The sequence below is a fragment of the Phycicoccus elongatus Lp2 genome, from assembly GCF_000367525.1.
Lineage (GTDB): Bacteria > Actinomycetota > Actinomycetes > Actinomycetales > Dermatophilaceae > Phycicoccus_A > Phycicoccus_A elongatus.
The window spans coordinates 2,828,179-2,852,853 of sequence record NZ_HF570956.1; the positions used below are offsets into that span (position 1 = coordinate 2,828,179).

The following is a 24,675-nucleotide window of genomic DNA, read 5'->3' on the forward strand; positions in this document are numbered from 1 at the left end:
TGGGTGGGTGCCGGTGCGGGATCTGTCTGACCACGCCGGTGCGAGCAAGCCGCCGTCGGCCGTGCGATCAATCGACGTCGCGGCCAGCATGGCGTGGACGATCGCCCGACTGAGGCAGTCGGCGGCCGCCGACTGGAGATCGACCTCGTCGAGGGGATGGTCGAGCGATCGCCTGCCGGTCGCGAGAGTGAAGACCGTGTCCCCGTCGTATGCCGTGTGCACCGGCGCGAGGGCCCGCGCGAGTCCGTCGTGGCTCACCTGCGCGAGCTTGCGACACTGCGTCTTGGTGAGGGTCGCATCGGTCGCGACGACCCCGATCGTCGTCGCCGTCCCCGTCGTCGCCGTCCCGCGCGTTGCGACCGCAACGGCGTCCCGCTGCGCCCAGTAGGCCCGAGCAGCCTCGGGATCGGGTGACGGCGCCTGGGCGAACTCGTCCACGAGGCCCCGGCTGCGTCCGAGCAGGTCGCCGGTGAGCCGGTCCAGGGCGGACCCCATGGCGTTGACCGCGACGATGGCTCCAACCGTGATGCCACCGTCGAGAACGCAACTGGCAGAACCGATCCCACCCTTGAGGCCGCCCGCGACAGCACCTGTGCCGGCCCCGACACTGCCCTGCACCACCGGCCCATCCGTGGCCGCTCGATACGCCGCCGCGCCGTCCGCGGGCGTTGGATGGTGCAACCAGGCACCTCCGCGGCCGAGGTCGAAGAGGATCGCGGTCGGCACGATCGGAACCCTCGCCGCGGGGTCGGTGGGGGAGACCGGCCAGCCCAGCCCCGCGGCATACACCTCCTGCATCACGCCGTCGGCGACGCCGAGGCCGAAGGCCGAGCCGCCGGAGAGGACGACCGCATCCACGCGATCGACGAGGTTCACCGGGTCGAGCAGGTCGGTCTCGCGGGTGCCCGGGCCACCGCCACGCACGTCGACACCGCCGACCGTCCCCGGCGGCGGCACGATCACGCTGCACCCGGTGAGCCAGCCCGGCTCGTCGCGGGTCACCTGACCGACGCGCACCCCCGGGACGTCGGTGATCGCGTTGTGGGGGCCAGGACGCATGACCCCAGCATGCCGAACGCCGGCCTCCCGTGTGGGAGACCGGCGTTTGACGGATGCCGCGGGGCGACCTCAGTGCATGAGCACGGGCACCTGCGCGTCGTCCTCGTCGACACCGTCGTCGAGGAAGTGGCTCTCCTCGCTCTTGCGCGGCAGGAAGGCCGCGGGGACGAGCGTGAGGAGCACGAGGAAGGCCGCCACCCAGAAGGTGTGCGAGAAGGCGACCGCCAGACCATCGCGGACCGCCTCGAGCAGGCCTGCCTGCGCGGCTGCCTGGTCGGTGCCGAACTTGGCGAAGACCTTGGCGACCTCGGGGAACTTCGCGAGGAGCGCCGGCATCTCGGCGGGGTTGGTGACCTTCTTGGCGGCATCCCCGAAGGCCTGCGCCTGGCTGATGATCGCCTGGTTCTTGATGCCGGTGGTGAGGAAGACCGAGATGATCGCGACACCCATCGAGGAGCCGATCTGCTGGGTGATGTTGAGCAGCGTCGAACCGCGCGCCACGTCGTGCGCCCGCAGGGACTTCAGCGCCGAGGTCATGATCGGCATCATCGTGCCGCCCATGCCCAGGCCCATGAGGAAGAGGACGGGGAGGATGTAGCCCCAGTAGGACGTGTGCGCGTCGATCTGGGTCAGCAGGAACATGCCGGTGACGATGGCGACGAGGCCGAAGGGCACGATGCGGCCGACCGGGAACTTGTCGACCAGTGCGCCGGCGATCGGCATGGTGACCATGGCCCCCAGGCCCTGCGCGGCCATGAGCAGGCCGGCGTCGGTCGTCGACTCGCCGCGGACCTCTTGGAAGTAGGTCGGCACGATGAGCAGGCCACCGAAGAAGGCCAGCGCGAAGAGGAACATCGTCAGGGCTGCGACGGTGAGGTTGCGGTTCTTGAACAGGCGCAAGTCGAGCAGCGGGTGCTTCGGCTTGAAGCTGTAGAAGACGAAGCCGATGACCAGGAGCAGGCCGATGGTGCCCGGGATGATGACCTTGCTGGAGAAGAAGGTGCCCTCACCGGGGATCGAGGAGATGCCGTAGAGGAAGAGCGCCAGGCCGGGGGAGAGCATGAGCATGCCGACCCAGTCGAAGGACTCCGAGGGGTGCGGCTTGTCGGCCTTGAGGGCCCACGCGGCATACGCCAGCGCAAGGATGCCAATCGGCAGGTTGATGAGGAAGATCCAGTGCCAGGAGTGGTGCTCGATGAGGTAACCACCCAGGATTGGGCCGCCGATCGGGCCGAGGAGCATCGGCACGCCGAGGATGGCCATGAGGCGTCCCATCCGCTGCGGGCCGGCCGCCTTGGTCATGATCGTCATGCCGAGCGGCATGAGCATGCCGCCACCGAGGCCCTGCAGGGCGCGGAAGGCGATGAGGAGCTCGATCGAGTTGGCCATCGCGCACAGCGTTGAGCCGAGCGTGAAGAGGACGAGCGCCAGCATGTAGAGGCGCTTGGTGCCGAAGCGGTCCGCGGCCCAGCCGGTCAGCGGGATGACGGTCGCCAGGGCGAGGGTGTATGCCGTGACCGTCCACGCGACGGTGGAGTAGGCCAGCGGTTCGCCGCCCTCAGGGGCGAAGACCTTCTGGAAGGTGGGCAGGGCGACGTTGACGACGGTGATGTCGAGGATCGACATGATCGCGCCGAGGACGACGACGCCGGCGACCTTGAGGACGGCGCCATCGATCTTCTCGGGGTACTCGATGGCCGCGGGTGCGGACACGGGTGCGGACACAGGGGTCTCCAGTGGTGGTGAGAGGGTGCGGCCCGGGGGCGAGATGTCGCGGCCGGGTTGGAGGTGTCGAGCCGCGTCGCCGCACCTCGGGTCCGATGGATCTTGCAGTTGATGCAAGAAGAAAGTATGCGCCCGCTCCCGCCACGCAATCAAATCGTTTACGCACCCGCGTCCCGGCGGCCTCGAAGCACTCAGTCGACGTCGTGTGAGGCGCGTGCTTTCGGAGCGTCAACGGAGGCCTTCTGCGAGTCCTTGCGACCCTGGGCCCACAGGCCGGCGCCGACGGCCATGAAGACGACGGACACGGGCATGGCGGTCATGAGGACCTTGGCGTTGCCCAGCGCCAGGGCCATGATCCCGTTGATGACGAACAGGATTCCGCCCGTGAGGGCGAAGATCTTGCCGGTCTTCTCGCTCTGGCCCTTCGTCGAGCCCTTCGCCAGGTCCCTCTTCTCGATTTGTGCTGCGCTCATCGTGATGCCTCCCTGCTCGTGTCGTGGTAACTCCTGATGCCCTGACTCTTCCCCGAATCGGGGTCACGCGGATCCGCAGCACGACGGGTTTGGTCTCCACCGGGGGATGGAGCGAAGTCCCGCACCCCTCCGCAACTAGGCTGACCCGCGTGAACGAGATCGAGATCGGCCGAGGCAAGCGCGGGCGGCGTGCCTACTCCTTCGACGACATCGCCGTGGTGCCCTCGCGTCGCACGCGCGACCCCGAGGAGGTCTCGGTCGGGTGGCAGATCGACGCGTATCACTTCGATCTGCCGGTGATCGCAGCCCCGATGGATTCGGTCATGTCGCCCCAGTCGGCGATTGCCTTCGGTCAGCATGGTGGCCTGCCGGTGCTCGACCTCGAGGGGCTGTGGACGCGCTACCCGGACCCGCAGCCCCTGCTCGACGAGATCGCCGCGTTGGCGCCGGAGCGCGCGACGGCGCGGATGCAGGAGATCTATCGCGAGGAGATCCAGCCCGAGCTGATCGTCGAACGGCTGCGCCAGGTGCGGGACGCCGGCGTCACCGTCGCCGGTGCCCTGTCGCCGCAGCGGACCCAGCAGTTCTGGCGGACGGTCGTCGATGCCGGGGTCGACATGTTCGTCATCCGTGGCACGACGGTGTCGGCCGAGCACGTCTCAGGTCGCGCCGAGCCGCTCAACCTCAAGCGTTTCATCTACGAGCTCGATGTGCCCGTCATCGTGGGAGGCGTCGCGAGTTACACCCCCGCACTTCACCTGATGCGCACCGGCGCCGCTGGGGTGCTCGTCGGCTTCGGCGGGGGAGCAGCGCACACGACCAGGCGCACCCTCGGCATTCACGCACCGATCGCCTCCGCGATCGCCGATGTCGCGGCGGCACGACGGGACTACCTCGATGAGTCCGGTGGCCGCTATGTCCACGTCATCGCCGACGGGGGTGTCGGCACCAGCGGCGACATCGTCAAGGCCATCGCGTGCGGTGCCGACGCCGTCATGCTCGGTGCTGCGCTCGCACGATCCACTGAGGCACCTGGTCAGGGTTTCCACTGGGGCCCCGAGGCGCACCACGGCGACCTGCCGCGCGGCGAGCGCGTCGCGGTCGGTTCTGTGGGCACCCTGGAGCAGATCCTCTTCGGTCCGAGCCGCACCGCCGATGGCACGACCAACCTGGTCGGGGCGCTGCGTCGGGCGATGGCAACGACGGGGTACACCGACCCCAAGGAATTCCAGCGCGTCGAGGTCATCGTCGCGCCGCACCAGCGTTCCTGACCCCTGGGGGGCCAAACCACAACGTCCGGCGAGTGGACGGCATACCGACCACGTTGCCGGACGCCACGAAGGGGACTCAGCCCAGCGCCGCGACCGCCGCGTCGTAGTCGGGCTCGGTGGTGATCTCGGGGACGAGTTGGCTGTGGATGACCGTGCCGGTCTCGTCGAGGACGACCACGGAGCGAGCCAGCAGCCCGGCGAGCGGACCGTCGGTCATCGTCACGCCGTAGTCGGTGCCGAAGTCGCTGCGGAAGGCCGACGCGGCCGTGACGTTCTCGATGCCCTCGGCACCACAGAAGCGACCGAGCGCGAAGGGCAGGTCCTTGCTCACGCAGATGACCGAGGTGTTGTCGAGCCCGGCAGCGAGCTCGTTGAACTTGCGCACGCTCGTCGCGCAGACGCCGGTGTCGACGCTCGGGAAGATGTTGAGGACGACGCGACGCCCCTCGGGGCGCTCGACGGGAGCGAGGTCGATGCCGACCAGCTCGACGGCCGGAGCGGCCGAGCCTTCGGCGGGCAGGTCGCCGGTGGTGTGGACGGGGGAACCCTTGAATGCAGTGGTGGCCATGACGCCATTCCACCATGTCCGAGTCCGGTGGTGGGCCCGGGCGGGACCCGGGTCGACGCATGGCCCCTTCCCGTGGACCGGGACCGGTCCTTACTCTGGAGTAGTGACCGACACCGTTGCCGATCCCGGGCTCGACCCCACCGCCACGTATGCCGTGGACGTCAGCGAGGTCCGTCGCCTCGCCAGGACAGTGGTCGCTTCGGCGTCCGCTCCCCACGTCGTCACGTACTCGCCGATGAGCGGTGCGCCACTGGCCAGCTGGCCGACCTCCTCGCCGAGCGATGTGGCCGCCGCCATCGGCTCGGCCCGCCGAGCCCAGCGGGCGTGGGCGCGCGTGCCGATCGCTGCGCGGGCCGGGGTACTCCTTGGCTTCCACGACCTTCTGCTGGAACACCAGAACTGGCTCATGGACGCCATCCAGCTCGAGTCCGGCAAAGCACGCCGGCATGCCTTCGAGGAGATCGCCGAGACGGCGACGACCGCACGGCACTACGCGCGTGCCGGGGAGTCCTATCTGCGACCCAAGAGGCGCTTGGGTGCCCTCCCGCTGCTGACCCAGCCGGTCGAGCACCACCGCCCCAAGGGCGTCGTCGGCCTGGTGTCGCCGTGGAACTACCCGCTCTCGCTGTCCATCTCCGACGCCCTCCCCGCGCTCATGGCCGGCAATGCGGTCGTCCTGCGGCCCGACCTGCAGGCCACCCTGACGGCCCTTCGTGGCGCCGAGTTGCTCCGTCGGGCCGGCCTTCCCGACGGGGTGCTCGAGATCGTCGTCGGCGACGGACCGACGACCGGTCAGGCCGTGGTCGAGCAGGCCGACTACATCTCCTACACCGGATCCACGGCCACCGGCCGCGCCGTCGCCGTCATGGCAGCCGGGCGCCTCGTCGGCGCGAGCCTCGAACTCGGGGGCAAGAATTCGCTCTACGTCGCGGCGGACGCCGACCTGCGACGGTCGGTCGAGGGTGCGGTGCGCGCGTCCTTCTCCTCGGCAGGTCAACTCTGCATCTCGACCGAGCGCATCATCGTGCACCGCGACATCGCCGACTCCTTCGTCCCTGCCTTCGTCGACGCCGTGCGATCACTGCGGATCGGCACCGGGCTCACGTGGGGAATCGACATGGGATCCCTTGCAGGACAGCGACAACTCGACACCGTCACTCGTCACGTCGACGATGCCGTCGCCAAGGGTGCCCGGGTCCTCACCGGCGGTCGAGCTCGCCCCGACCTCGGCCCCTATGTCTACGAGCCGACCGTGCTCGCCGACGTCACCGCCTCGATGGAGTGCCGCGACGGGGAGACCTTCGGGCCCGTGGTCGCGATCTATGTCGTCGACTCCGACGAGCAGGCCATCGACCTGGCCAACGACACCGACTACGGCCTCAACGCATCGGTGTGGACCCGTGATGTCCGTCGAGGCCGTGATCTTGCCTCCCGCATCCGGTGCGGCACCGTCAACATCAACGAGGGCTACGCCTCCGCCTACGGCTCGGCGTCCTCGCCGATGGGGGGCATGAAGCAGTCCGGCATCGGCCGCCGCCACGGGCGCGACGGGATCCTCAAGTTCACCGAGGCGCAGACCATCGCCGCGCAACACGTCATCGGCTTCGGCGGGATCCCCGGAGTCTCCGATGAGGCCTTCGCCAAGGGCCTCTCGCTCGGCCTGCGCGCTCTCAAGGGGGTCGGCCTTCGATGACGGGTGGGTATGCCGCGGGTGCCGGTTCGGCGCCCGCCGCGCCAGGGGTGTTGTCACCGGATCACCCCGCCGACCGCGCCGCGGTCGATGTCGATGTCCTGGTCATCGGCTCCGGTTTCGGCGGCTCGGTGGCCGCGCTCCGCTTGGCCGAGAAGGGCTGGTCGGTCCTCGTCCTCGAGGCCGGGCGACGCTTCGCCGACGCGGACTTCGCCAAGACCTCTTGGGACGTCAAGAACTACCTGTGGGCGCCAGGGCTCGGCTGCTATGGCGTCCAGCGCATCCACAAACTGCCCGACGTCATGATCCTCGCCGGGGCGGGTGTGGGCGGCGGTAGCCTCAACTACGCGAACACCCTCTACCGACCGCCGCGCGCGTTCTACGACGACCCGCAATGGCGCGACCTCGCCGACTGGGAGGCCGAGCTCGCCCCGCACTACGACACGGCGTCCCGGATGCTCGGCGTCGTCGACGAAAACCCGTGTGATGGTCCGGTTGAGCAGGTCATGAAGCGGGCGGCCGAGGACCTGGGCGTCGGCGGGACCTATCGCAAGACTCCTGTCGGGGTCTTCTTCGGCACCCCCGGTGTCACCGTGCCCGACCCCTACTTCGGCGGCGCGGGCCCGGCACGCACCGGCTGCACCATGTGCGGCAACTGCATGGTCGGTTGCCGCGTCGGGGCCAAGAACACCCTCGTCAAGAACTATCTCGCCCTGGCGGAGGGCCTCGGCGTGCACATCGAGCCGATGCGCACCGTCACCCACCTGGGGGAGATCCCGGGCTCCCGCGGGTCCGACGGGCGCGCGGCATACCGAATCCGGCACGAGGCGACCGACGCGCGAGGAGAGCGGAATGCCCGGGTGACCCGGGCACGGTTCGTCGTCGTCGCGGGCGGCACCTGGGGCACGCAGTCCCTTCTCCACGCGATGAAGGAGTCCGGCGACCTGCCGCATCTGTCGGACCGGCTCGGCCACCTCACGCGGACCAACTCCGAGGCACTGCTGGGCGCGCTCACCGAGGACCCGCCTGCCGAGGTCGACCTCACGCACGGCATCGCGATCACGTCGAGTTTCCATCCCGACGAGGACACCCACGTCGAAAACGTCCGTTATGGCCGGGGCAGCAATGCGATGGGCCTGCTCTCGACCCTTCTGGTTCCTGGCGACTCCGACAACCCGAGACCCGTCGAGTTCCTCCGCACGGTGCGGCGTCATCCCCAGGCCCTGACCCGAATGTTCCCGATGGTGCGGGCGTGGAGCGAGCGCATCGTCATCGGCCTGGTCATGCAGTCACGCGACAACTCGCTGCGCGTCTTCCGGCGCCATGGACGGCTCACGTCAGAGCAGGGCCACGGCGAGCCGAACCCGACCTACATCGCCGCTGGGCATCGCGCCATGGAGGCGGTCGCCTCGCGCCTCGCCGAGGCGACCGGGGAGTACACGATGGCGGGCGGCACGTGGGGCGAGGTCTTCGACGTGCCACTGACGGCGCATTTCCTGGGCGGTGCGGCGATCGGAGGGGACCCGAGCACGGGAGTCGTCGACCAGTGGCACCGCGTCTTCGGCCACCCCGGCATCAGCATCACCGATGGTTCGACCATCTCGGCCAACCTCGGCGTCAACCCGAGCCTGACGATCACGGCGCAGGCGGAGCGGGCGATGGCACTCTGGCCACGCAAGGGTTCCCGGGATCCACGCCCCGCCCCACCTACCCTTGATCCGTGACTCCTCAGCGTTCCCGCCGGATCAGGCTGAACCAGGACCCCGTCTATCGTCGCCGTCGACTGGTGGCCGGGCTGCTGTCGGCCGCCCTCGTCGTCGCCTTGCTGGCCTCGATCGTGGCCGCGTGGCGATCCGCCTCCACATCAGCCCGCACCGCGGCGTCGTCTGTCACGGCCACTCTGCCCGTGACCGCGACCCCCGGTGAGACGGCGCCGCCGACGGAGCAGGCAACCCCGACCCCCACCGCGGCGTCGCCGACCGCGAGCCCGACGCCCGCACATCGGGAACCGATCACGATCACCTTCGCCGGCGACGTGCACTTCGAGGATCAGGTGCGTGCCAACCTCACCAACCCGAGCGCGAACCTGCCGGCTCTGCGCGACATGCTCTCCGCCTCGACCTTCACCATGGCCAATCTGGAGACCGCCCTCACCGAGCGTGGCACTCCGATCGCCGGCAAGACCTATACGTTCCGTGCCGCTCCGTCCGCCCTGACCTTCCTCAAGGACCTGGGGGTCGACGCCGTCAGCATGGCGAACAACCATGCCGCCGACTTCGGGTCGGTCGGCCTGCAGGACACCTTGGCGGCCAAGGCGTCCGGTGTCCTGCCCATCGTGGGGCTGGGCACCAACATCGAGGATGCCCTCACGCCGCTGACGGTCGACATCGGCGGTGTCCGGACGGCGATCTTTGCGACCTCGGACCTCAATGACGAGACGAGTTCTCAGTTCTCCGCGACCGCCACACGACCGGGCATCGTGTCGACCAATGGCACCGCTGGCGCCGCCGCCTTGGCTGCCGCGGTCACCAGGGCCAAGGCCGACCATGAGTTGGTCATCGTCTTCCCGCACTGGGGGACCGAGACCCAGACCTGCCCGAACGACTCTCAGCGACGCAACGCCAAGGCCCTTGCCGCCGCGGGCGCGGACATCGTCGTCGGTGGGCACGCCCACCGCGTCCAGGGCTCCGGCTGGTCAGGCACCACCTTTGTCGGCTACGGGCTGGGCAACTTCATCTGGTACAACAACCGCGGCAGCAGCGCGGACACCGGCGTCCTGACCATCACGGTTGAGCCGGACGTCCTGGCCAAGAGGGCTGCCGGAGAGACCACGGGCTCTCCCGTCGTGGCCGAGACGTGGACCCCCATGCTCATCCAGCGCGACGGCATACCGGTGGCCGCGACCCAGAGCGCTGACCGGCTGATGGCCGCCAAGAAGGCTGCCGACACCTGCTCCGGGCTGGCGCAGCAGGCCCCCTGAGCCGGACGAGGCTCAGTCGATGACGCCGGCGGTGCGGGCAGCGGCCACGGCGGCGGTGCGGGAGTCGACGCCGAGTTTGTCGAAGGCGTGCACGAGGTGGGTCTTGACCGTCGCCTCGCTGAGGAAGAGCGCCTTGGCGATCTCGCGGTTGGAGAGGCCGTCGGCGACGAGAGCCAGCACCTCGCGCTCGCGCCCGGACAGGTCGACGCGGCGCACCCTCATCGACTCCACGACCCGTCGCTCCTGCGACTCGTCGAGGACGATGCCACCGGCGGCTGCCGTGCGGATCGCCGCGATGATGGCCTGCGGGTCGGCGTCCTTGAGCAGGTAACCCGCCGCGCCGGCCTCGACCGCGCGCACGATGTCGACATCGTGGTCATAGGTGGTGAGGATGACGACAGCCGGGCCGGATGCGTTGTGCCGCAGGGCTTTCGTGATGTCGACGCCGTCGCCGCCCGGGCCCAGCCTCAGGTCGGTGAGGACGACATCGGGCATGGTGTCGTCGGCCCTGCTGATCGCCTCCGCGGCGTTGCTCGCTTCGCCGACGACCTCGACATCGGGCTGACCCTGAAGAAGCGCGACGAGCCCGCCGCGCACGATCGGGTGGTCGTCGACGACGAGGACACGAACGGTCACGACCGCACACCCCCCAAGGGCAGGTATGCCGTGAGAGCGGTCCCGTCGCCGGGTCGGCTCTCGACGTCGAGACCCCCACCCAGGTCGCGCAGGCGCTCGCGGGAGGCACGCAGCCCGTAGCCGCCGAGCGTGAGGTCAGGGGTGGCCTCCGGCGCGTGCGAGGGGTCGAAGCCGCGGCCGTCGTCCACGATGTCGAGGCGTACCGAGTCATCGGCGCCCGTGAGGGTCACCACGACCCGGCCGGCCCGGGCGTGCTGCCGGACATTGGCCAGGGCGCCCTGGGCGACGCGGAGCAGAGCCACCTCGACGGTGGTGGGCAGTGAGGTGACGTCGCCGTCGACGTGGAGGGTGGCGTCGATGCCGGTGCTCTGCGACAGGCTGTCGAGGGTGCGGTGCAGTGCCGCGGTGAGCCCGGTGTCGGTCAGGTCACGCGGTGCCAGGGCCGACACGACCCTGCGGGACTCGTCCAATCCCTCCTGGGCCGAGGTCTCGACCTGCCGCAGGGCCCTGGCGAGGGTCTCGGGCGTCGCCTCGCGGGCGCCGCGCGCCGTCAACAGGATCGACGAGAAGGATTGGGCGAGCCCGTCGTGGATGTCGCGGCTGAGCCGTGTGCGCTCGGCCAGAGCACCGGATTCACGCTGGGCAGAAGCCAGTTCGGCATGCAGAGTCTCCGATTCGGCTTGGGCCGCCATGAGCGCGTCGACGAGACGCTGTCGTTCGATGCCATCGCGCACGAGGCGGTGCTGGCCCAGCGAGAGGGCGAGTGAGAAGAGTGCGCCGACGGCCGGCCCCATGATCATCGCCGAGGTCCAGGGTCGACCGTGCTGCTGGGAGGCGATGACAATGACGAGCACGGCGATCGTGTACGCGATCGCCCACGGAACGCGCAGGAAGTGGCCGGCGAGCAGCCACAGCGACACCGCGACCCAGACGAACTCGCTCGACACGAGCACCAGCCCCAGCCAGACGGCCGTGAGCCCGAGCAGCCACCAGATCGCCAGATTCGTGTCGGTGCGTCGAGCGAGAGCCAGCCCCGCGGCATACCAACCGAGGAGGAGGGTGACGCCGAGGAGGACGGGCGCCAGAGCTGCGCCCGTCGTGAGGGCCCGGGCGAGGCCGATCCCCGTGAGGAGGACGAAGAGCCCGTGCTGCATCCGGGAGAGCAGCGATCCTGCGCCGCGCTCGCCGCCGTCGTGGGCCATGACGGTCACGATAGGCGGACTCGATCAACGACGACCGCTCCGGCCAACCCGAGAAGCAGCATGGCGAGGGCGACGCCCAGGCCGATCCGAGTCGCGTCGGCGAAGCCCTCGGCCAGCGCGTCCGCGATCTGCGGGCCGAGGGCGCCGTACTGTCCGGTCGTCCCCTGGGCCCGGACCGTCTCGATGAGGCCGCCGGCGGAGGCCGCGGTCGCATCGGTGAGTTTGGCCGCGAGGGCGGCGGGAAAGCCGGCGATGTCGGCCAGGCGGGTGGCGACGGTGTGCCCGAGGGCGGCCGCGAGGGTCGAGCCGACGAGGGCGGTGCCGAGCGCCGACCCGACCTGTCGGGCCGTGCTCTGGGTCGCCGAACCGGACCCCGACTGCGCGGGCGGAACGTCGGCCAGGACGGTGGAGGTCAGCTGGGCCGAGGCCAGGCCGAGCCCGACGCCGTAGACGACGAGCGGCACGGCGACCGCCCAGGCGGGCATCGTCGAGGAGAGGAGCAGCGCGAGTGCGGCGACGCCGGCGACCTCGAGGGCCAGGCCGAGGAGGACGACCTTGGTCGGGGACAGTCGAGCCGCGAGATGACGCGCCTGCGCGCCACTGACGAAGGCGCCGATCGCCATCGCGGCCAGGACCCAGCCGGCGGCCATGATGCCCAGGCCGAGAACGTTGACGAGGAAGAGCGGCAGCACGAAGACCAGCGCGAACTCGCCCGCGGCGACGGCGGCGGCCGTGAGGTTGCCCCACGTGAAGGTGCGCACGGAGAAGAGGCTGAGATCGAGGATGGCGTCGCGGCGATTGCGTGCCCGGTGACGCTCCCAGACGACGAAGAGCCCGACGAAGATGGCCCCGACGAGGAGGGCGACGAGAGCCGGTGAGAGGGGAGCTGACGTCGGCCACGTCCAGTTGCCGACGTGGAGGTCGGCGACCGGCCGGAACCACCCGTAGGTCGAGCCCTCGATGAATCCGAAGACGATGAGCGACAGACCGATTCCGCTGGTGAGGAGGCCGTCGACGTCGACACCCCGGCGGCCCGGTGCTCCGCGCGTCTCGGGCACCCAGAGGATGGTGCCGAGCAGGACCAGCGCCCCGATGGGGACGTTGACGTAGAAGATCCAGCGCCAGTCGAAACTCGAGGTGAGCCAGCCGCCGAGGAGTGGACCGACGGCGGCCATCCCGGCCATGACCGCACCCCAGATGCCGAAGGCGGTGGCGCGGTCCCTGCCGCGGAAGGTCGCGTTGACCGTCGACAGGGTGGACGGAAGGACGAGCGCGCCTCCGACTCCTTGGAGGGCGCGCGAGGCGATGAGGGCGGTGGCGGAGTCGGCACGAGCGGCGAGGATGCTCGAGGTGACGAAGAGAACGACCCCGGCGACGAAGGTCCGGCGGCGTCCCCAACGGTCGCCGATCCGCCCGACGGTGAGGAGCAGCGCGGCGAAGATCATCGCGTAGATCGCGTTGACCCATTGGGCGTCGGCCAGGTCGAGGTGCAGGTCGGAGATGATCCGCGGGAGGGCGACGCCCACGATCGTGCCGTCGAGCACGATCATCGACAGGCCGAGGGCGAGGGCGCCGAGTGAGAACCACTTGGTGCGCGCCGTTGGCTGCGAGGTGTCACGCGCGGTCGTGCTGTCCGTGTCGGTCGCAGCCTCGCCCCGGGGACCGGTGCTCATGCCCGCGCGGTCTCGGGTGTCGCCGCGACGCGGGTGAGCAGGGCGAGGAAGAGCAGAACGAAGGCGGCGGTCAGCGTGATGTGACCCAGGCCGGAGATGCCGGCGAGCGCCTTGCTCGTCGCGGCGCCACTGTCCAGGACCTGCAGGCTGCCCTTGACGGTCTGCATGCCGATGGTGATCGCGGCGCCCACGGTCCAGGTCCACACACCCCAGCGGAAACGCCGGTCGGCGGCCAGGCCGAACAGCTGGTTGAGGACGAGCAGGACGAGCATCATCAGGGTGCCCAGGACGAGCGCGTGGGTGTGGACCACGGCCAGTTGGGTGGAGCCCTCGAAACCTTGCGAGCGGGTGAGCTCGCGGTAACCCAGGCCACCGATCAGGCCCAGGGCGGTCCAGAGGGCGGCCAGGCGAGTGAGGAGAAGATTCATGTCTTCGACGGTATGCCGCGGGCCCACCGCACGCTCGACCCTCGGGTCAACCCTTCGATGGATCCACCCCCACCGCCCTGCTTCTGACTGCCTCTGCCTCTGCCTCTGCCTCTGCCTGAAACCCAACTTCTGCGTGACGCGGATGTTTGCTTGGCGAGCGGTTATTGCTGCGTGCGATGCGATCTTCTGCGTGACGCAGAAGTTGGTTGGGTCGGGGCTTGGGAACGGACGGGTCAGCCGTGCCAGGTCCGCCAGAGCGCGGCATACGACCCATCGGCGGCGAGCAACTCGTCATGGGTGCCGAGCTCGGAGATCCGGCCCTCCTCCATGACGCAGACCCGATCGGCGTCGTGGGCGGTGTGCAGCCGGTGGGCAATGGCCACCACCGTGCGACCGGCGACGACGGCGGCCAATGATCGCTCGAGGTGGCGTGCCGCGCGCGGGTCGAGCAGGGAGGTGGCTTCGTCGAGGACGAGGGTGTGGGGGTCGGCGAGGACCAGTCGGGCGAGGGAGAGCTGCTGGGCCTGGGCCTCGGTGAGGGGGTGACCGCCGGAGCCGACGGCAGTGGCGAGCCCGTCGGGCAGCGCCGCGGCCCAGCCGTCGGCGTCGACGGCGCTCAGCGCCTTCCAGAGCTCTGCGTCGTTCGCCTCGGGCCGCGGCAGGCGTAGGTTGTCGGCGAGCGTGCCGACGAAGACGTGATGCTCCTGGGTGACCAGGGCGACTTCCCCCCGCAGGGTGGGCAGGTCGAGGTCGACCAGCGGCACGCCGCCGACGGCGATCCGCCCGCGGCCGGGTGCATCGATCCCGGCCATCAGGCGACCGAGGGTGGACTTGCCCGCCCCCGAGGGGCCGACGATGGCCAGCCGCTCGCCCGGGCGCAGCGCGAGGCTCACGTCGTGGAGGACGTCGTGACCGTCGCGATAGGCGTAAGTGACTCCCTCGACGTCGAGGGCAGCGTTGACCGGACGGTCCCCTGTCGGCGTGCGATCGGCCGGCACCTCGCCCACCCCGAGCAGGCGTGAGTAGCCGGTCGCGGCGACCTGGATCTCGTCGAGCCAGCCCACAACGTCGCCGATCGGGTCGACGAGCCGCTCGCTGTAGAGCGCCACCGACACGGCCGCGCCAATGGTGAGGACGCCGTGGAGGGAGAGCCATCCGGCCCAGAGCACGGTGGCCGCCACGAGAGCCCCGAAGGCGATGTCCACCCACGGGAAGAAGCGCACACGGAAGCGCAGAGTCCAGTGCTCGGCCGCCTCGGACTCGCCCAGGGCAGCCTCGAAGGCCGCGCGTCGTCGACCGGACCGCGAGAGGGCGTCCATCGTGGTCAGCCCCTGCACGGTCTCCGAGGCGACACCGGCAAGCGTCGCGTAGCTCGCGCGCTCCCACTGGTAGCCCGGGAGGGCCCGCCGCAGGTAGACCCGGACCGGGTGCCAGAGCAGCACTGGCGCGATGACGAAGGCCACCACGGCGAGGGGTGCCGTGAACAGGGAGGCCACGACGATGGCCACGATGCTCGTCCCGGCGACGAGCAGGCTGGGCACGGCCATCCGCACGACGTGGGCCAGGGCGTCGACATCCCCGGTCGTCCGCGCCACGAGGTCACCGGTGCCGGCGCGCTCGACGACCGAGAGCGGCAGGCGCACGGTGCTCGCCACGAAGTCCTCGCGCACCTTGGCGAAGATCGTTTCGGCAAGGACGAAGGCCGCACGACGCGCGAACCACGTGAGGAGCGTCTGAGCCAGCAGACCGACGACGAGGACGAGGAGCAGTTGGTTGACTCGCTCGATGCGTCGCGCACCGGTGATCTCATCGACGAGGTGACCGACCACCCATGGAGCGATCAGTGCGGTCAGTGCCGCCGCCACGTGCCAGAGCAGGACGCCAACAAGGGCTCGACGGTGATGCCTGACCACCTCGATCACGTTGCGCCGCACCGTCGCCGAGGAGGCAACCGGCAGGCGTCGACGGGTGTGGTCGGTGTGCAGTCCGGGCGGCGGCTTCACTGGTCCTCCCCGCGCGTGACGATCGCCCGGTATGCCGGGTGCGCACCCACCAGCGCGGCGTGCGATCCACCGGTGGTCGCCCGGCCGTGCTCGACGAGGACGACCTCGTCGGCGGCGGCGAGTACGAGTGGGCTGGCGGACGTGATGACCGTGGTGCGGCCGGCGCGGGCCGAGGCGAGGCGGGTGATGATGCGCGCCTCGGTGTGCGCGTCGACGGCGCTCGTCGGCTCGACGAGCAGCAGAATCTCGGGATCCAGCAGCAGGGCGCGAGCCAGGACGAGGCGCTGGCGTTGGCCACCGGAGAGGGACCGGCCGCGTTCCTCGATCTCGCTGTCGAGGCCGTCGGGGAGGGCCTCGAGGATGTCCTCGCCGGCGACCAGGTGGATCGCCTGGAGGAGCGCCTCGTCGGTGATCGGGTGCGCCGGATCCGGGGTCAACTCATCGCGGAGTCGACCGGAGAACAATTGCGGGTGAGCCTGTGCAACAACCGCTTTCGCGCGCACGACACTGATGGGGAGGTCGTCGACCCGCAGCTCTCCCCAGGTCACATCGTGCTGACCCGGGGACGTGCGACCCAGTCGCGCAAGGATCTCGGCGGTCTCCTCGGGACGCGCACTGACCAGGGCCGTGAGCCCACCGCAGCGGATCTCGACCCCGGACACCGGGTCGTGGAGTGCGGCCCCAGACAGTCGAGTGAGGAGAACATGCGGTGACAGCTCAAGAGCATGCCGCGTGTTCTCCTCACTCGACTGTCGGGAAGCGAGGGGTGGGGGGGTTGCCGGATGGTCGGGGGCGATGGCCGGGATCCGTGCCAGGCGGCGCGCGGCGACGCGGGTCGAGGTGAGCTTGTCGACGAACTCGACCGCTGTCCGCAGCGGGATGGTGAGGAACGTCGTGTAGCCGAAGAAGGCGACGAGTTGCCCCGGACTGATGTCACCCCGAATCGCCAGGTGCGCACCGACGCCCACGACGACGAGCACGAAGATGCCCGGCAGCAGGACCTGCGCCGACTCGAGCAGAGCCTGGATGCCGGCCAGCCGAACCCCCGCGGAGCGGACGCGACCGGACTGCGCGGCATACCGCCGGACGAACTCCTCCTCGCCCCCGATGCCGCGCAGGACGCGCAAACCGGCAACCGTGTCGGCCCCCAACGCCGACAGCGCGCCGAACTCGGCCCGCTGCTCCTCCTGTCGGCGGCCCAGAGCCTTCATGACCAGGGCCAGTGACGAGATGAGCACCGGCCCGCCGAGCAGGAGCACCAAGCCCAGGGTGGTCGACGTGCGCAGCAGGATCGTCGCGACGACGACGAAGGCGACGAGCGCGCCCGAGAAGCGCGCGCTGACGTCGAAGGTCGACCCCATCCGGCCGAAGTCGGTCGTGAAGGTCGTCAGCACTTCCCCCTCGGGGAGCGCGCGGGTCAACGCCGGGCCTGCGCGGCGAGCGCCGTGGTCGGCGATCAGGCTGGACCGGAAGGCGGCGTGGAACCAGTTGCGCACCGCGAAGAGGTGACGCGCCGCGGCGAGCAGGCTGATGGCCACCCCGAGGCCGGCGATGACCAGTGACCAGAGCACCAGCCCGTCGCGGTCCCGGGCGACGATGCCCGCATCGATCGCCCGTCCGATCGCGGCCGGTTGGAGGGCGATCGCCACCATCCACGGGACGCCGAAGAGCATGCCGCCGAGCAGCGTGAGCCACTGCCGCCGCGCCAGCCAGAGCAGCAGCGCATCACCGGAGGTCGGCGCGGCCTCCAGTTCGGCATCGGTCAGCTCGTAGCGGAAGCGGGGCACGCGGAACATGGCCGCTCAACGGTAGGCGCCGGGGTGGGGTGCGGGCGACCGGTTTTCGCCCGGCGCCTAATCTTGGTGCGTGCTGCGAACCGCCCTCAGACCCCGATGGTTGGGTCTGCTGGCCGTGGCCCTGCTCTTCGTCGTCGCCTTCGTCCAGCTCGGTCGCTGGCAGCTCGGCGTCGCCGAGGACAAGGCGCTCAAGGAGCAGTTGGAGGCAGCCAAGAAGGTCGGCGTCGTCGAGTTGAGCACCGTTCTGCAACCACATTCGCCGTTTCCGGGCGAGTTGTCCGGGCGACCGGTTCGCGCCATGGGGACGTATGCCGCGGACGAGCAGGTCCTCGTCACCGACCGCCGGCTCGACGGGCAGACCGGCTGGTGGGTTGTGACCGCGCTGCACACCGACGCCGGCCCGACCCTGCCGGTGCTGCGCGGCTTCGTGACCTCACCGGACGCTGTGCCGGCACCTCCGGCAGGCCCCGTGACGGTCCGGGGCGGCCTCGCCCCGGCGGAGTCGCCCGTGTCGAGCGCCGGCCTGCCGCAGGGACAACTGCGCTCCGTCGATCTCTCCGTCCTGGTCAACCAGTGGTCAGGCGACCTCTACAACGCCTTCGTCTTCCTCGAGCAGCAGACGCCTGCGTCGGATCTCACGACCGTGCCCACCCCGAGGCCGACTCCGGGCATCAACTGGCGCAATGCCTCGTATGCCGCGCAGTGGTGGGTCTTCGCCCTCTTCGCGCTCTGGCTCTGGTGGCGGATGGTGCGTGATGCCCACCGCCAGGACCACCCGGCACCGGCGGCGGGGGAGGGCGACCCGGCCCCGCGGCATACCGACGACGCGTGAGCGGCGACAATGGGTGAGTGCCTGACAACTCACCCCAGATCTCCGATGTGCCCGGGGCGCGCTCGCGTCTGACGTTCTTCAAGGTCATGGCCTTCATCGTCGGCGTGGGCCTGCTCGTCCTCGTCGTCGAGATGGTCCTGTCCTACGGCTTCGGGATGAAGGGTGACGACAACCCGCTGCACTGGTGGCCGCAGCCCCACGGCTTCATCTACATGGTCTATCTCGTGGCGACCGCGTTGCTCGGGTTCAAGGTGGGCTGGTCGCTGCCCAAGATGGTCGGGGTGATGCTCGCCGGATGCGTTCCCTTCCTGTCCTTCTGGGTGGAGCGCAAGGTGGCGCGTGAGGTCGAGGCGCAGATGGCGACCACGGGTAGCGTGAGCGCGTGACGCAGGACAACCTCCAGGCCCGGCCCGTCGTCGTCGTCGACTTCGGCGCGCAGTACGCCCAACTCATCGCCCGCCGCGTGCGCGAGGCCAACTGCTTCAGCGAGGTCGTCCCGTCGACGATGCCAGTTGGCGAGCTGCTCGCCAAGGATCCGGCGGCGATCATCCTCTCCGGCGGTCCGTCGTCGGTCTACGAGGAGGGAGCGCCGAGTCTGGATCCGGCGCTGCTCGAGGCCGGGGTGCCGGTCTTCGGCATGTGTTACGGCTTCCAGTCGATGGCTCAGGCGCTCGGGGGGTCGGTCGAGAAGACCGGGCTCTCGGAGTTCGGGGCGACGCAGGCGATGGTGTCCGACACCACCTCCACTCTCTTCAACGGGCAGCCGGACGAGCAGTCGGTGTGGATGTCGCACGGCGACTCGGTGGCCGTGGCCCCTGAGGGCATGCGCGTGACGGCCACGACTGCTGGGGCGCCGGTGGCTGCGTTCGAGGACGATGCCCGTCGGCTCTATGGCGTTCAGTGGCACCCCGAGGTCATGCACTCGACCTTCGGCCAGCAGGTCCTCGAGAACTTCCTGAGGCGAGGCGCCGGGCTCGCCGGCGACTGGACCGCGGCCAATGTCGTCGAAGAACTCGTCGAGCAGGTGCGCAGCACGGTCGGTGAGGCGCGGGTCATCTGTGGCCTCTCCGGTGGCGTGGACTCCTCGGTGGCGGCTGCGCTCGTCCAGCGCGCGGTCGGTGACCAACTGACCTGCGTCTTCGTCGACCACGGGTTGCTGCGCGCCGGCGAGGCCGAGCAGGTCGAGAAGGACTTCGTCGACGCGACCGGGGTCGACCTGGTGGTCGTCGATGCCCAGGACCGCTTCCTGTCCGCGCTCGCCGGGGTCAGTGACCCGGAAGAGAAGCGCAAGATCATCGGGCGAGAGTTCATCCGTGTCTTCGAGCAGGCAGCCCGCGACATCGTCGGCGCGCACTCGGGCGCGGACGATCACCCCGTCGAGTTCCTCGTCCAGGGCACCCTCTATCCCGACGTGGTCGAGTCCGGTGGCGGCACCGGGACCGCGAACATCAAGTCGCACCACAATGTCGGCGGACTGCCCGACGATCTGCAGTTCAAGCTGGTCGAGCCGCTGAGGCTGCTCTTCAAGGACGAGGTGCGCCAGGTCGGCCTCGAACTCGGCGTCCCCGAAGGCATCGTTTGGCGCCAGCCCTTCCCGGGGCCGGGGCTGGGCATCCGGATCGTCGGGGCCGTCGACCGGGAGCGGCTCGACATCCTGCGGGCGGCCGATGCGATCGCTCGCGAGGAACTCACCCTTGCCGGACTCGACCGCGACATCTGGCAGTGCCCGGTCGTGCTGCTGGCCGACGTCCGCTCGGTGGGGGTCCAGGGCGACGGCCGCACCTACGGTCACCCGGTCGTGCTGCGACCCGTCGCCTCCGAGGACGCGATGACCGCGGACTGGGCCCGGGTGCCCTATGAGGTGCTCGCCAAGATCTCGACGCGGATCACCAACGAGGTGCGCGAGATCAACCGGGTCGTCCTCGACGTCACCTCCAAGCCGCCGGGCACCATCGAGTGGGAGTGAGGGCCCTGATCGGTCCCTGATTCGTGGGTCGGGCACCTTGACCTCAGGTCGTGCGTTGGGCACGGTGAATCCGGAGGAGGACTGACATGCATGCGCTGTTGACCGCACTGCTCGGCCTGACCGGCGCCGGCCTGGCCCTGTGGGGCTTCGGCCGCACGCTGCGCCACCGCTATCGTGCGCGCCGCCCCGGGTTCTCGCGCCTCGGCCGCCGCTCCGGCTGGGCCCTGTATGCCGCGGGGGGCCTCCTCCTGCTCCTCCCGGACGTGTTGGCCGGGGTCGTCGTGGCGGCCGGCTCGACATCCTCCGATGTCACCGCCGTGCTGGGGAGCTTGGCCTGGCTGCTCTGGCGGGCCGCCGTCGTTCTGGGCTGGGGGATCGGCGCGATCATCCTGGCGCTGACCAGCGAGCGAGTCGTGCGTCCGATCCACGGCGGGGTGACCGGCGTCATCGCCGCCGTCCCGCGGCGCGACGACCTCGCGCACGCCCGCCTGCGTCGGCAGGCCGGCTATGGCGACTTCCCGCGCGAGTGGGCCGCGCTGATCGAGCACGACCGCGCCCTGGCGCACCGACTGCTCGGCCAGGGGAACCACTTCGAGGAGACGGCGCACCAGGCGGCCTTGCGTGACTGGTCCGATCCGGTCACCGTGCGTGCCATGGAGGCCCTCGTCGAGTGCGATCGGGTGCGCACCCCGGTGCCGCCGCGTGGCACCCGCGACGTCATCGGCACCGACTACGGGCGCGCGGTGGCCGCCTTCGAGCAGGCCGTGACCGCTGCCGAGGCCAACGCCGCGGACCGGCACGCCACCGCGAGCTGACGCCCGCGGCATACCGGGGAGGGCGGTTGCCGTCGGTTCGGGGAGACGGGCCTCCGGCGGGTCCGCAGTCGAGTGGACACTTTCCGCCGCTTTGGCCGCGTCCGGAGTGGCCGGAAGTGACCACTCGACCGACCGGATCGCGAGCCAGAGAAACACTCAGGTCGTGCCCCGGAGCAGGTGGGCGAGCCTGGTGAGCAGGGTCACCCGTCGGCCGAGGTGACGCAGGTCCTCGACCCAGATCTCGAGGACCGTCCACCCCTCGTCGCGTGCGCATTGGAGCTTGGCGGAGTCCTGAGCCCGTTGGCGACGGTCCGCGTGATGACCACCCTGATACTCCGCGGCCACCCGCGCAGCTCGCCACACGAAGTCGAACTCGCCGAGGAAGCCGGAGCCGTCATCGGCAAAGACCTCCACGTTGATCTCCGGTCGTGGCAGGCCCGCCTCATGGAAGATCACCCGGGCCCAGGACTCCATCGGTGACTTCGACCGGTAGTCCAGCAACGGAAGGGCAGCCTCGAGTCCACGCTTCCCGCGCGGCCTCACCCGCGAGGAGAGGACGGCGGCCAACGCCGCCCGGCTGGCCTCTGCCCGGTCCGACGCCCCTTTCCGCGTGCCTCGTGCCGCCCGTGCGAGTACGGCATCCCCCACCATCACGAGGTCGCCGAGGCCCAGTCGTGTGCTGCCGACGAGATCACCCAGGTCACACCAGGTGTGCATGGGGTCAACGACGCTCAACCCGGCCACCGTGGTGACCGACCGGGACTCGAGCCCCCGGTGATGGACGCAACCACGGCGCCGAACGCGGCCCGCCGCGGTCTCGGTCATCACGTCGAGCGAGTCGGCCGATCCCAGGATCTCGGGCACCGGCAACGCGAGGAGGTCCAGCGCCGTCCGGTGACTGAACGCGTGCGGTCGTGTGAGGGCGGCGCTGAGCGCGGCCGCCCGTCCGGCCAGCGTCGTGTCCGGCTCGTCGAGGCTCACGACACCTCGCACCGGATGCCTGATGTCGCCGCGGCGCAGCCGCCCTCGACCCACGCCGAGCGCCCGGGCCTCCCGAACGGAGACCGGGCCCCGCGGCATACCGGAGGGAAGTGGGGCGGGCTTCACGGACCCCAGCCTGATGCCTCGCGCTAACTGCCGACGCGTTGTCCACAGGCCCGGCCGAATCGAGTGGCCACTTCCGGCCGCCCCGCCATCGGGCCAGGCGGCCACAAAGGACCACTGAACTCTCGTCAGCTCGCGAGGATCCCCGCGACGATCAGCAACACCAGGACGACCACGAAGACCCCGAGGCAGCCGAGCAGGGGCATCAACCCCGGGCGCGACTGCTTGACCAGCCCGATGTTGCCCCGCGCGAACTGATGCAGTGGCGCGGCATAGAAGACCTCGACGACCTGGCCGGGCGCGACGTCGACATCGATCGCGGCCTGTCCATAGGTGCGCATCCACTGCGCCTCCAGATCGAGGTGGTTGGGTCCCGCCCACACGGTCAGGTCCTGCGCCCCATAGCGGGTCGGCACCGGGTGCCCATTGATCCGGCAGGTCGGCGTGATCATGTTCGATGTCATGACGCTGCCCTGGATGGTCAATCGGATGATCCCCGTTGGCTGATTCATGGGCGCCACCATAGTGGAGCACATCGGCCCGGCGCGGGAAACATGGCACGCTTGGTCACCGGCGGCGTGCCCCTGCCCGACCGCCCGAACGAAGAACGAGGAGTTGCCTGTGTGCGGGATCGTCGGTTTCCACGGTCATGACGACCGTGACCTCCTGCAGGCCATGAACGACCAGTTGGTCCACCGCGGCCCGGACGGCGACGGCATCTTCCTCGACGGCACGGTCGGCCTAGGGCACCGGCGGCTGACGATCATCGACACCTCGCACGAGGCCGACCAACCGATGTGGAGCGCCGACCGGCGGGCGGTTCGTGATCATCTTCAACGGCGAGATCTACAACTTCCGCGAGCTCAAGGCCGAGCTGGTGGCCAAGGGGCACCAGTTCCGCTTCCAGTCCGACACCGAGGTGATCCTCGCGGGGTATGCCGAGTGGGGCCAGGACGTGCTCCGGCACCTCCTGGGGATGTTTGCCTTCGCGCTCTACGACACGACCACCGGTGAGCTCTTCATCGGCCGCGACCGGCTCGGGATCAAGCCGTTCTACTACGTCGACGCTCCCTTCTTCGCCTTCGCGAGCGAGATCAAGTCGCTCATGGTCATCCCGGGCGTCCAGAAGCAGGTCAACGCCGAGGCGCTGGCCCGCTTCCTCAAGTTCCGGGTCCACGACAGCGACGAGCAGACCTTCTTCGCCGGGGTCAAGCGGCTCATGCCTGGGCACTCGATGACGATCCGCCGTGACGGCACCCGCTCGGTCACCAAGTGGTGGACGCTGGAGTTCAACCCCGAGTTCGGCCCGAGCAAGAGCGACGCCGAGTATGCCGAGGAGTACGGCGCCGTCTTCGAGAAGGTCATGCGCCGCCACCTCATCGCCGATGTGCCGCTCGGCTTCAACCTCTCCGGCGGGCTCGACTCCTCAGGTGTCGTCGGCGTCGCCTCCCAGCTCGTCCACGGCGGCGAGGACACCCATACCGGCGGGAAGTTCTTCACCTTCTCCGCGCTCTTCCCCGGAGAGACGATCGACGAGACCCGCTACATCACCGAGGTGGAGCGCTTTGCCCGGTCGACACCGGTCTACTCCTACCCCAACCCGGACGAGTTCTGGGCCGAGATCATGCCTTGGGTGTACACCCAGGAGGAGCCGACCATCTCCTCGGCGCCCTATGCCTACTACTCGGTCTTCCGCGAGGCCGCCAAGCACGTCAAGGTCAGTCTCTCGGGCAACGGCGGCGACGAGACGCTCGCCGGCTACCTGCCCTACTTCCGCACCTACTTGCAGAGCGCGGCCGGCACCAAGGCCTACGGCCGGATGATCGCCGAGGGCGTGCGTGGCGTGCCGGTGTTCTACAAGCAGTACGCGCAGCGGCTCGAGCAGGTCGTCAAGGGCCAGGGCGTGACGATGACGCCCTTCTTGGGCGAGTCGCTCAAGGGCTTCCGCGACATCACCTTCGGCTACAGCCCCAACCTCAACGAGCGGCTCAGTCAGGACGTGACGATGTACTCCACGCCCAACCTGCTGCGCTACGAGGACAAGAACTCGATGGCCTTCGGGCTCGAGTCACGCGTGCCCTTCCTGGATTCCGAACTCGTCGAGTTCACCTTCAACCTGCCGATCGACCAGAAGATCAAGAACGGCTGGACCCGCTACGTCTACCGCAACGCGATGAAGGGGCGGATGCCCGAACTCAACCGCTTGCGACGCTCCAAGATCGGCTTCACCAACCCCGAGACTCCGTGGCTGAAGCACAACGCGCCACACATCCGGAAGGTCTTCGCCTCCTCGGCGCTCGCCGACCACGGCCTGTTCAACCAGCAGCAACTGCTCGAGTCCTTCGACCGCTTCCTCATCGGCAAGGAGCGCATCGACTCCTTGGTCTACTGGCGGATCCTGGTCAGCCAGCTCTGGATCGAGCGCTTCGGCCTCGACGGCGTGGCCTGAGCCGG

21 protein-coding genes are annotated in these 24,675 nt (G+C 69.8%); 9 read left to right on the plus strand and 12 right to left on the minus strand.

Annotated features, from left to right (window positions below; genetic code table 11):
* From BN10_RS13710 to BN10_RS13720, 3 genes are all read right to left on the minus strand, one after another.
* Positions 1-1,059: P1 family peptidase (locus tag BN10_RS13710; protein WP_084311092.1), on the minus strand; the 1,059-nt coding region annotated here is incomplete at its 3' end.
* Positions 1,060-1,128: 69 nt separating this feature from the next.
* Positions 1,129-2,784, minus strand: coding sequence for a DHA2 family efflux MFS transporter permease subunit (locus BN10_RS13715; protein WP_010851853.1), 1,656 nt, complete (start codon positions 2,782-2,784; stop codon positions 1,129-1,131).
* A 191-nt stretch (positions 2,785-2,975) separates the two neighbouring features.
* Positions 2,976-3,257, minus strand: coding sequence for a hypothetical protein (locus BN10_RS13720; RefSeq protein WP_010851854.1), 282 nt, complete (start codon positions 3,255-3,257; stop codon positions 2,976-2,978).
* A gap of 149 nt (positions 3,258-3,406) precedes the next feature.
* Between BN10_RS13720 and BN10_RS13725 the strand changes: the two genes are divergently transcribed.
* A complete protein-coding gene (locus BN10_RS13725; protein ID WP_010851855.1) occupies positions 3,407-4,528 on the plus strand; it encodes a GuaB3 family IMP dehydrogenase-related protein in 1,122 nt (373 codons plus the stop codon).
* 76 nt (positions 4,529-4,604) lie between these two features.
* Here the strand turns inward: BN10_RS13725 and tpx are convergent, their stop codons facing one another.
* Complete coding sequence (tpx, locus tag BN10_RS13730) at positions 4,605-5,096, minus strand: thiol peroxidase (protein WP_010851856.1); 492 nt, start codon at positions 5,094-5,096, stop codon at positions 4,605-4,607.
* Positions 5,097-5,199: 103 nt separating this feature from the next.
* On the opposite strand from tpx, the gene BN10_RS13735 reads away from it, so the two are divergent.
* From BN10_RS13735 to BN10_RS13745, 3 genes are read left to right on the plus strand one after another with little or no spacing between them, the layout of a single operon-like run.
* Positions 5,200-6,789: a succinic semialdehyde dehydrogenase gene (locus BN10_RS13735; protein ID WP_010851857.1), complete on the plus strand. Its 1,590-nt coding sequence runs from the start codon at positions 5,200-5,202 to the stop codon at positions 6,787-6,789.
* Entirely contained in the window at positions 6,786-8,510 is a 1,725-nt protein-coding gene (locus BN10_RS13740; RefSeq protein ID WP_010851858.1) for an FAD-dependent oxidoreductase, read from the plus strand. The genes BN10_RS13735 and BN10_RS13740 overlap by 4 nt, the downstream gene beginning before the upstream one ends.
* A complete protein-coding gene (locus BN10_RS13745) occupies positions 8,507-9,766 on the plus strand; it encodes a CapA family protein (protein WP_010851859.1) in 1,260 nt (419 codons plus the stop codon). Before BN10_RS13740 ends, BN10_RS13745 begins: the two co-directional genes overlap by 4 nt.
* Positions 9,767-9,778: 12 nt before the next feature.
* Here the strand turns inward: BN10_RS13745 and BN10_RS13750 are convergent, their stop codons facing one another.
* From BN10_RS13750 to BN10_RS13775, 6 genes are all read right to left on the minus strand, one after another.
* A complete protein-coding gene (locus BN10_RS13750) occupies positions 9,779-10,402 on the minus strand; it encodes a response regulator (RefSeq protein ID WP_010851860.1) in 624 nt (207 codons plus the stop codon).
* On the minus strand, positions 10,399-11,604 hold the full coding sequence (locus BN10_RS13755; RefSeq protein ID WP_156917248.1) for a sensor histidine kinase: 1,206 nt from the start codon (positions 11,602-11,604) through the stop codon (positions 10,399-10,401). The genes BN10_RS13750 and BN10_RS13755 overlap by 4 nt, the downstream gene beginning before the upstream one ends.
* A 5-nt stretch (positions 11,605-11,609) precedes the next feature.
* Positions 11,610-13,277: a DHA2 family efflux MFS transporter permease subunit gene (locus BN10_RS13760; RefSeq protein WP_010851862.1), complete on the minus strand. Its 1,668-nt coding sequence runs from the start codon at positions 13,275-13,277 to the stop codon at positions 11,610-11,612.
* Positions 13,274-13,705: a DUF2871 family protein gene (locus tag BN10_RS13765; protein ID WP_010851863.1), complete on the minus strand. Its 432-nt coding sequence runs from the start codon at positions 13,703-13,705 to the stop codon at positions 13,274-13,276. The genes BN10_RS13760 and BN10_RS13765 overlap by 4 nt, the downstream gene beginning before the upstream one ends.
* A 233-nt stretch (positions 13,706-13,938) precedes the next feature.
* Positions 13,939-15,708: an ABC transporter ATP-binding protein gene (locus BN10_RS13770; RefSeq protein WP_010851864.1), complete on the minus strand. Its 1,770-nt coding sequence runs from the start codon at positions 15,706-15,708 to the stop codon at positions 13,939-13,941.
* Positions 15,705-17,504 (minus strand): ABC transporter transmembrane domain-containing protein, encoded by a 1,800-nt coding sequence (locus BN10_RS13775; RefSeq protein WP_010851865.1) that lies wholly within the window; start codon positions 17,502-17,504, stop codon positions 15,705-15,707. Before BN10_RS13775 ends, BN10_RS13770 begins: the two co-directional genes overlap by 4 nt.
* Before the next feature lie 70 nt (positions 17,505-17,574).
* Between BN10_RS13775 and BN10_RS13780 the strand changes: the two genes are divergently transcribed.
* The 4 genes from BN10_RS13780 (at position 17,575) to BN10_RS13795 (ending at position 21,117) form a co-directional block, all read left to right on the plus strand.
* Positions 17,575-18,336, plus strand: coding sequence for an SURF1 family protein (locus tag BN10_RS13780; protein ID WP_010851866.1), 762 nt, complete (start codon positions 17,575-17,577; stop codon positions 18,334-18,336).
* A gap of 17 nt (positions 18,337-18,353) precedes the next feature.
* Positions 18,354-18,722 carry a DUF3817 domain-containing protein gene (locus BN10_RS13785; RefSeq protein ID WP_010851867.1) on the plus strand — a complete coding sequence of 123 codons (369 nt, stop codon included), beginning with the start codon at positions 18,354-18,356 and terminating at the stop codon, positions 18,720-18,722.
* Positions 18,719-20,302: a glutamine-hydrolyzing GMP synthase gene (guaA, locus tag BN10_RS13790; RefSeq protein ID WP_010851868.1), complete on the plus strand. Its 1,584-nt coding sequence runs from the start codon at positions 18,719-18,721 to the stop codon at positions 20,300-20,302. Before BN10_RS13785 ends, guaA begins: the two co-directional genes overlap by 4 nt.
* A gap of 86 nt (positions 20,303-20,388) precedes the next feature.
* Positions 20,389-21,117, plus strand: a complete 729-nt coding sequence (locus tag BN10_RS13795; RefSeq protein ID WP_010851869.1) for a hypothetical protein — start codon at positions 20,389-20,391, stop codon at positions 21,115-21,117.
* Between the two features lie 156 nt (positions 21,118-21,273).
* Here the strand turns inward: BN10_RS13795 and BN10_RS15900 are convergent, their stop codons facing one another.
* Both BN10_RS15900 and BN10_RS13805 read right to left on the minus strand, forming a co-directional pair.
* Entirely contained in the window at positions 21,274-22,224 is a 951-nt protein-coding gene (locus BN10_RS15900) for a hypothetical protein (RefSeq protein ID WP_010851870.1), read from the minus strand.
* Between the two features lie 125 nt (positions 22,225-22,349).
* Positions 22,350-22,733 (minus strand): hypothetical protein, encoded by a 384-nt coding sequence (locus BN10_RS13805; protein ID WP_010851871.1) that lies wholly within the window; start codon positions 22,731-22,733, stop codon positions 22,350-22,352.
* 311 nt (positions 22,734-23,044) lie between these two features.
* On the opposite strand from BN10_RS13805, the gene asnB reads away from it, so the two are divergent.
* Positions 23,045-24,670 (plus strand): asparagine synthase (glutamine-hydrolyzing), encoded by a 1,626-nt coding sequence (asnB, locus tag BN10_RS13810; RefSeq protein ID WP_010851873.1) that lies wholly within the window; start codon positions 23,045-23,047, stop codon positions 24,668-24,670.
* The last annotated feature ends 5 nt before the right edge of the window (positions 24,671-24,675 follow it).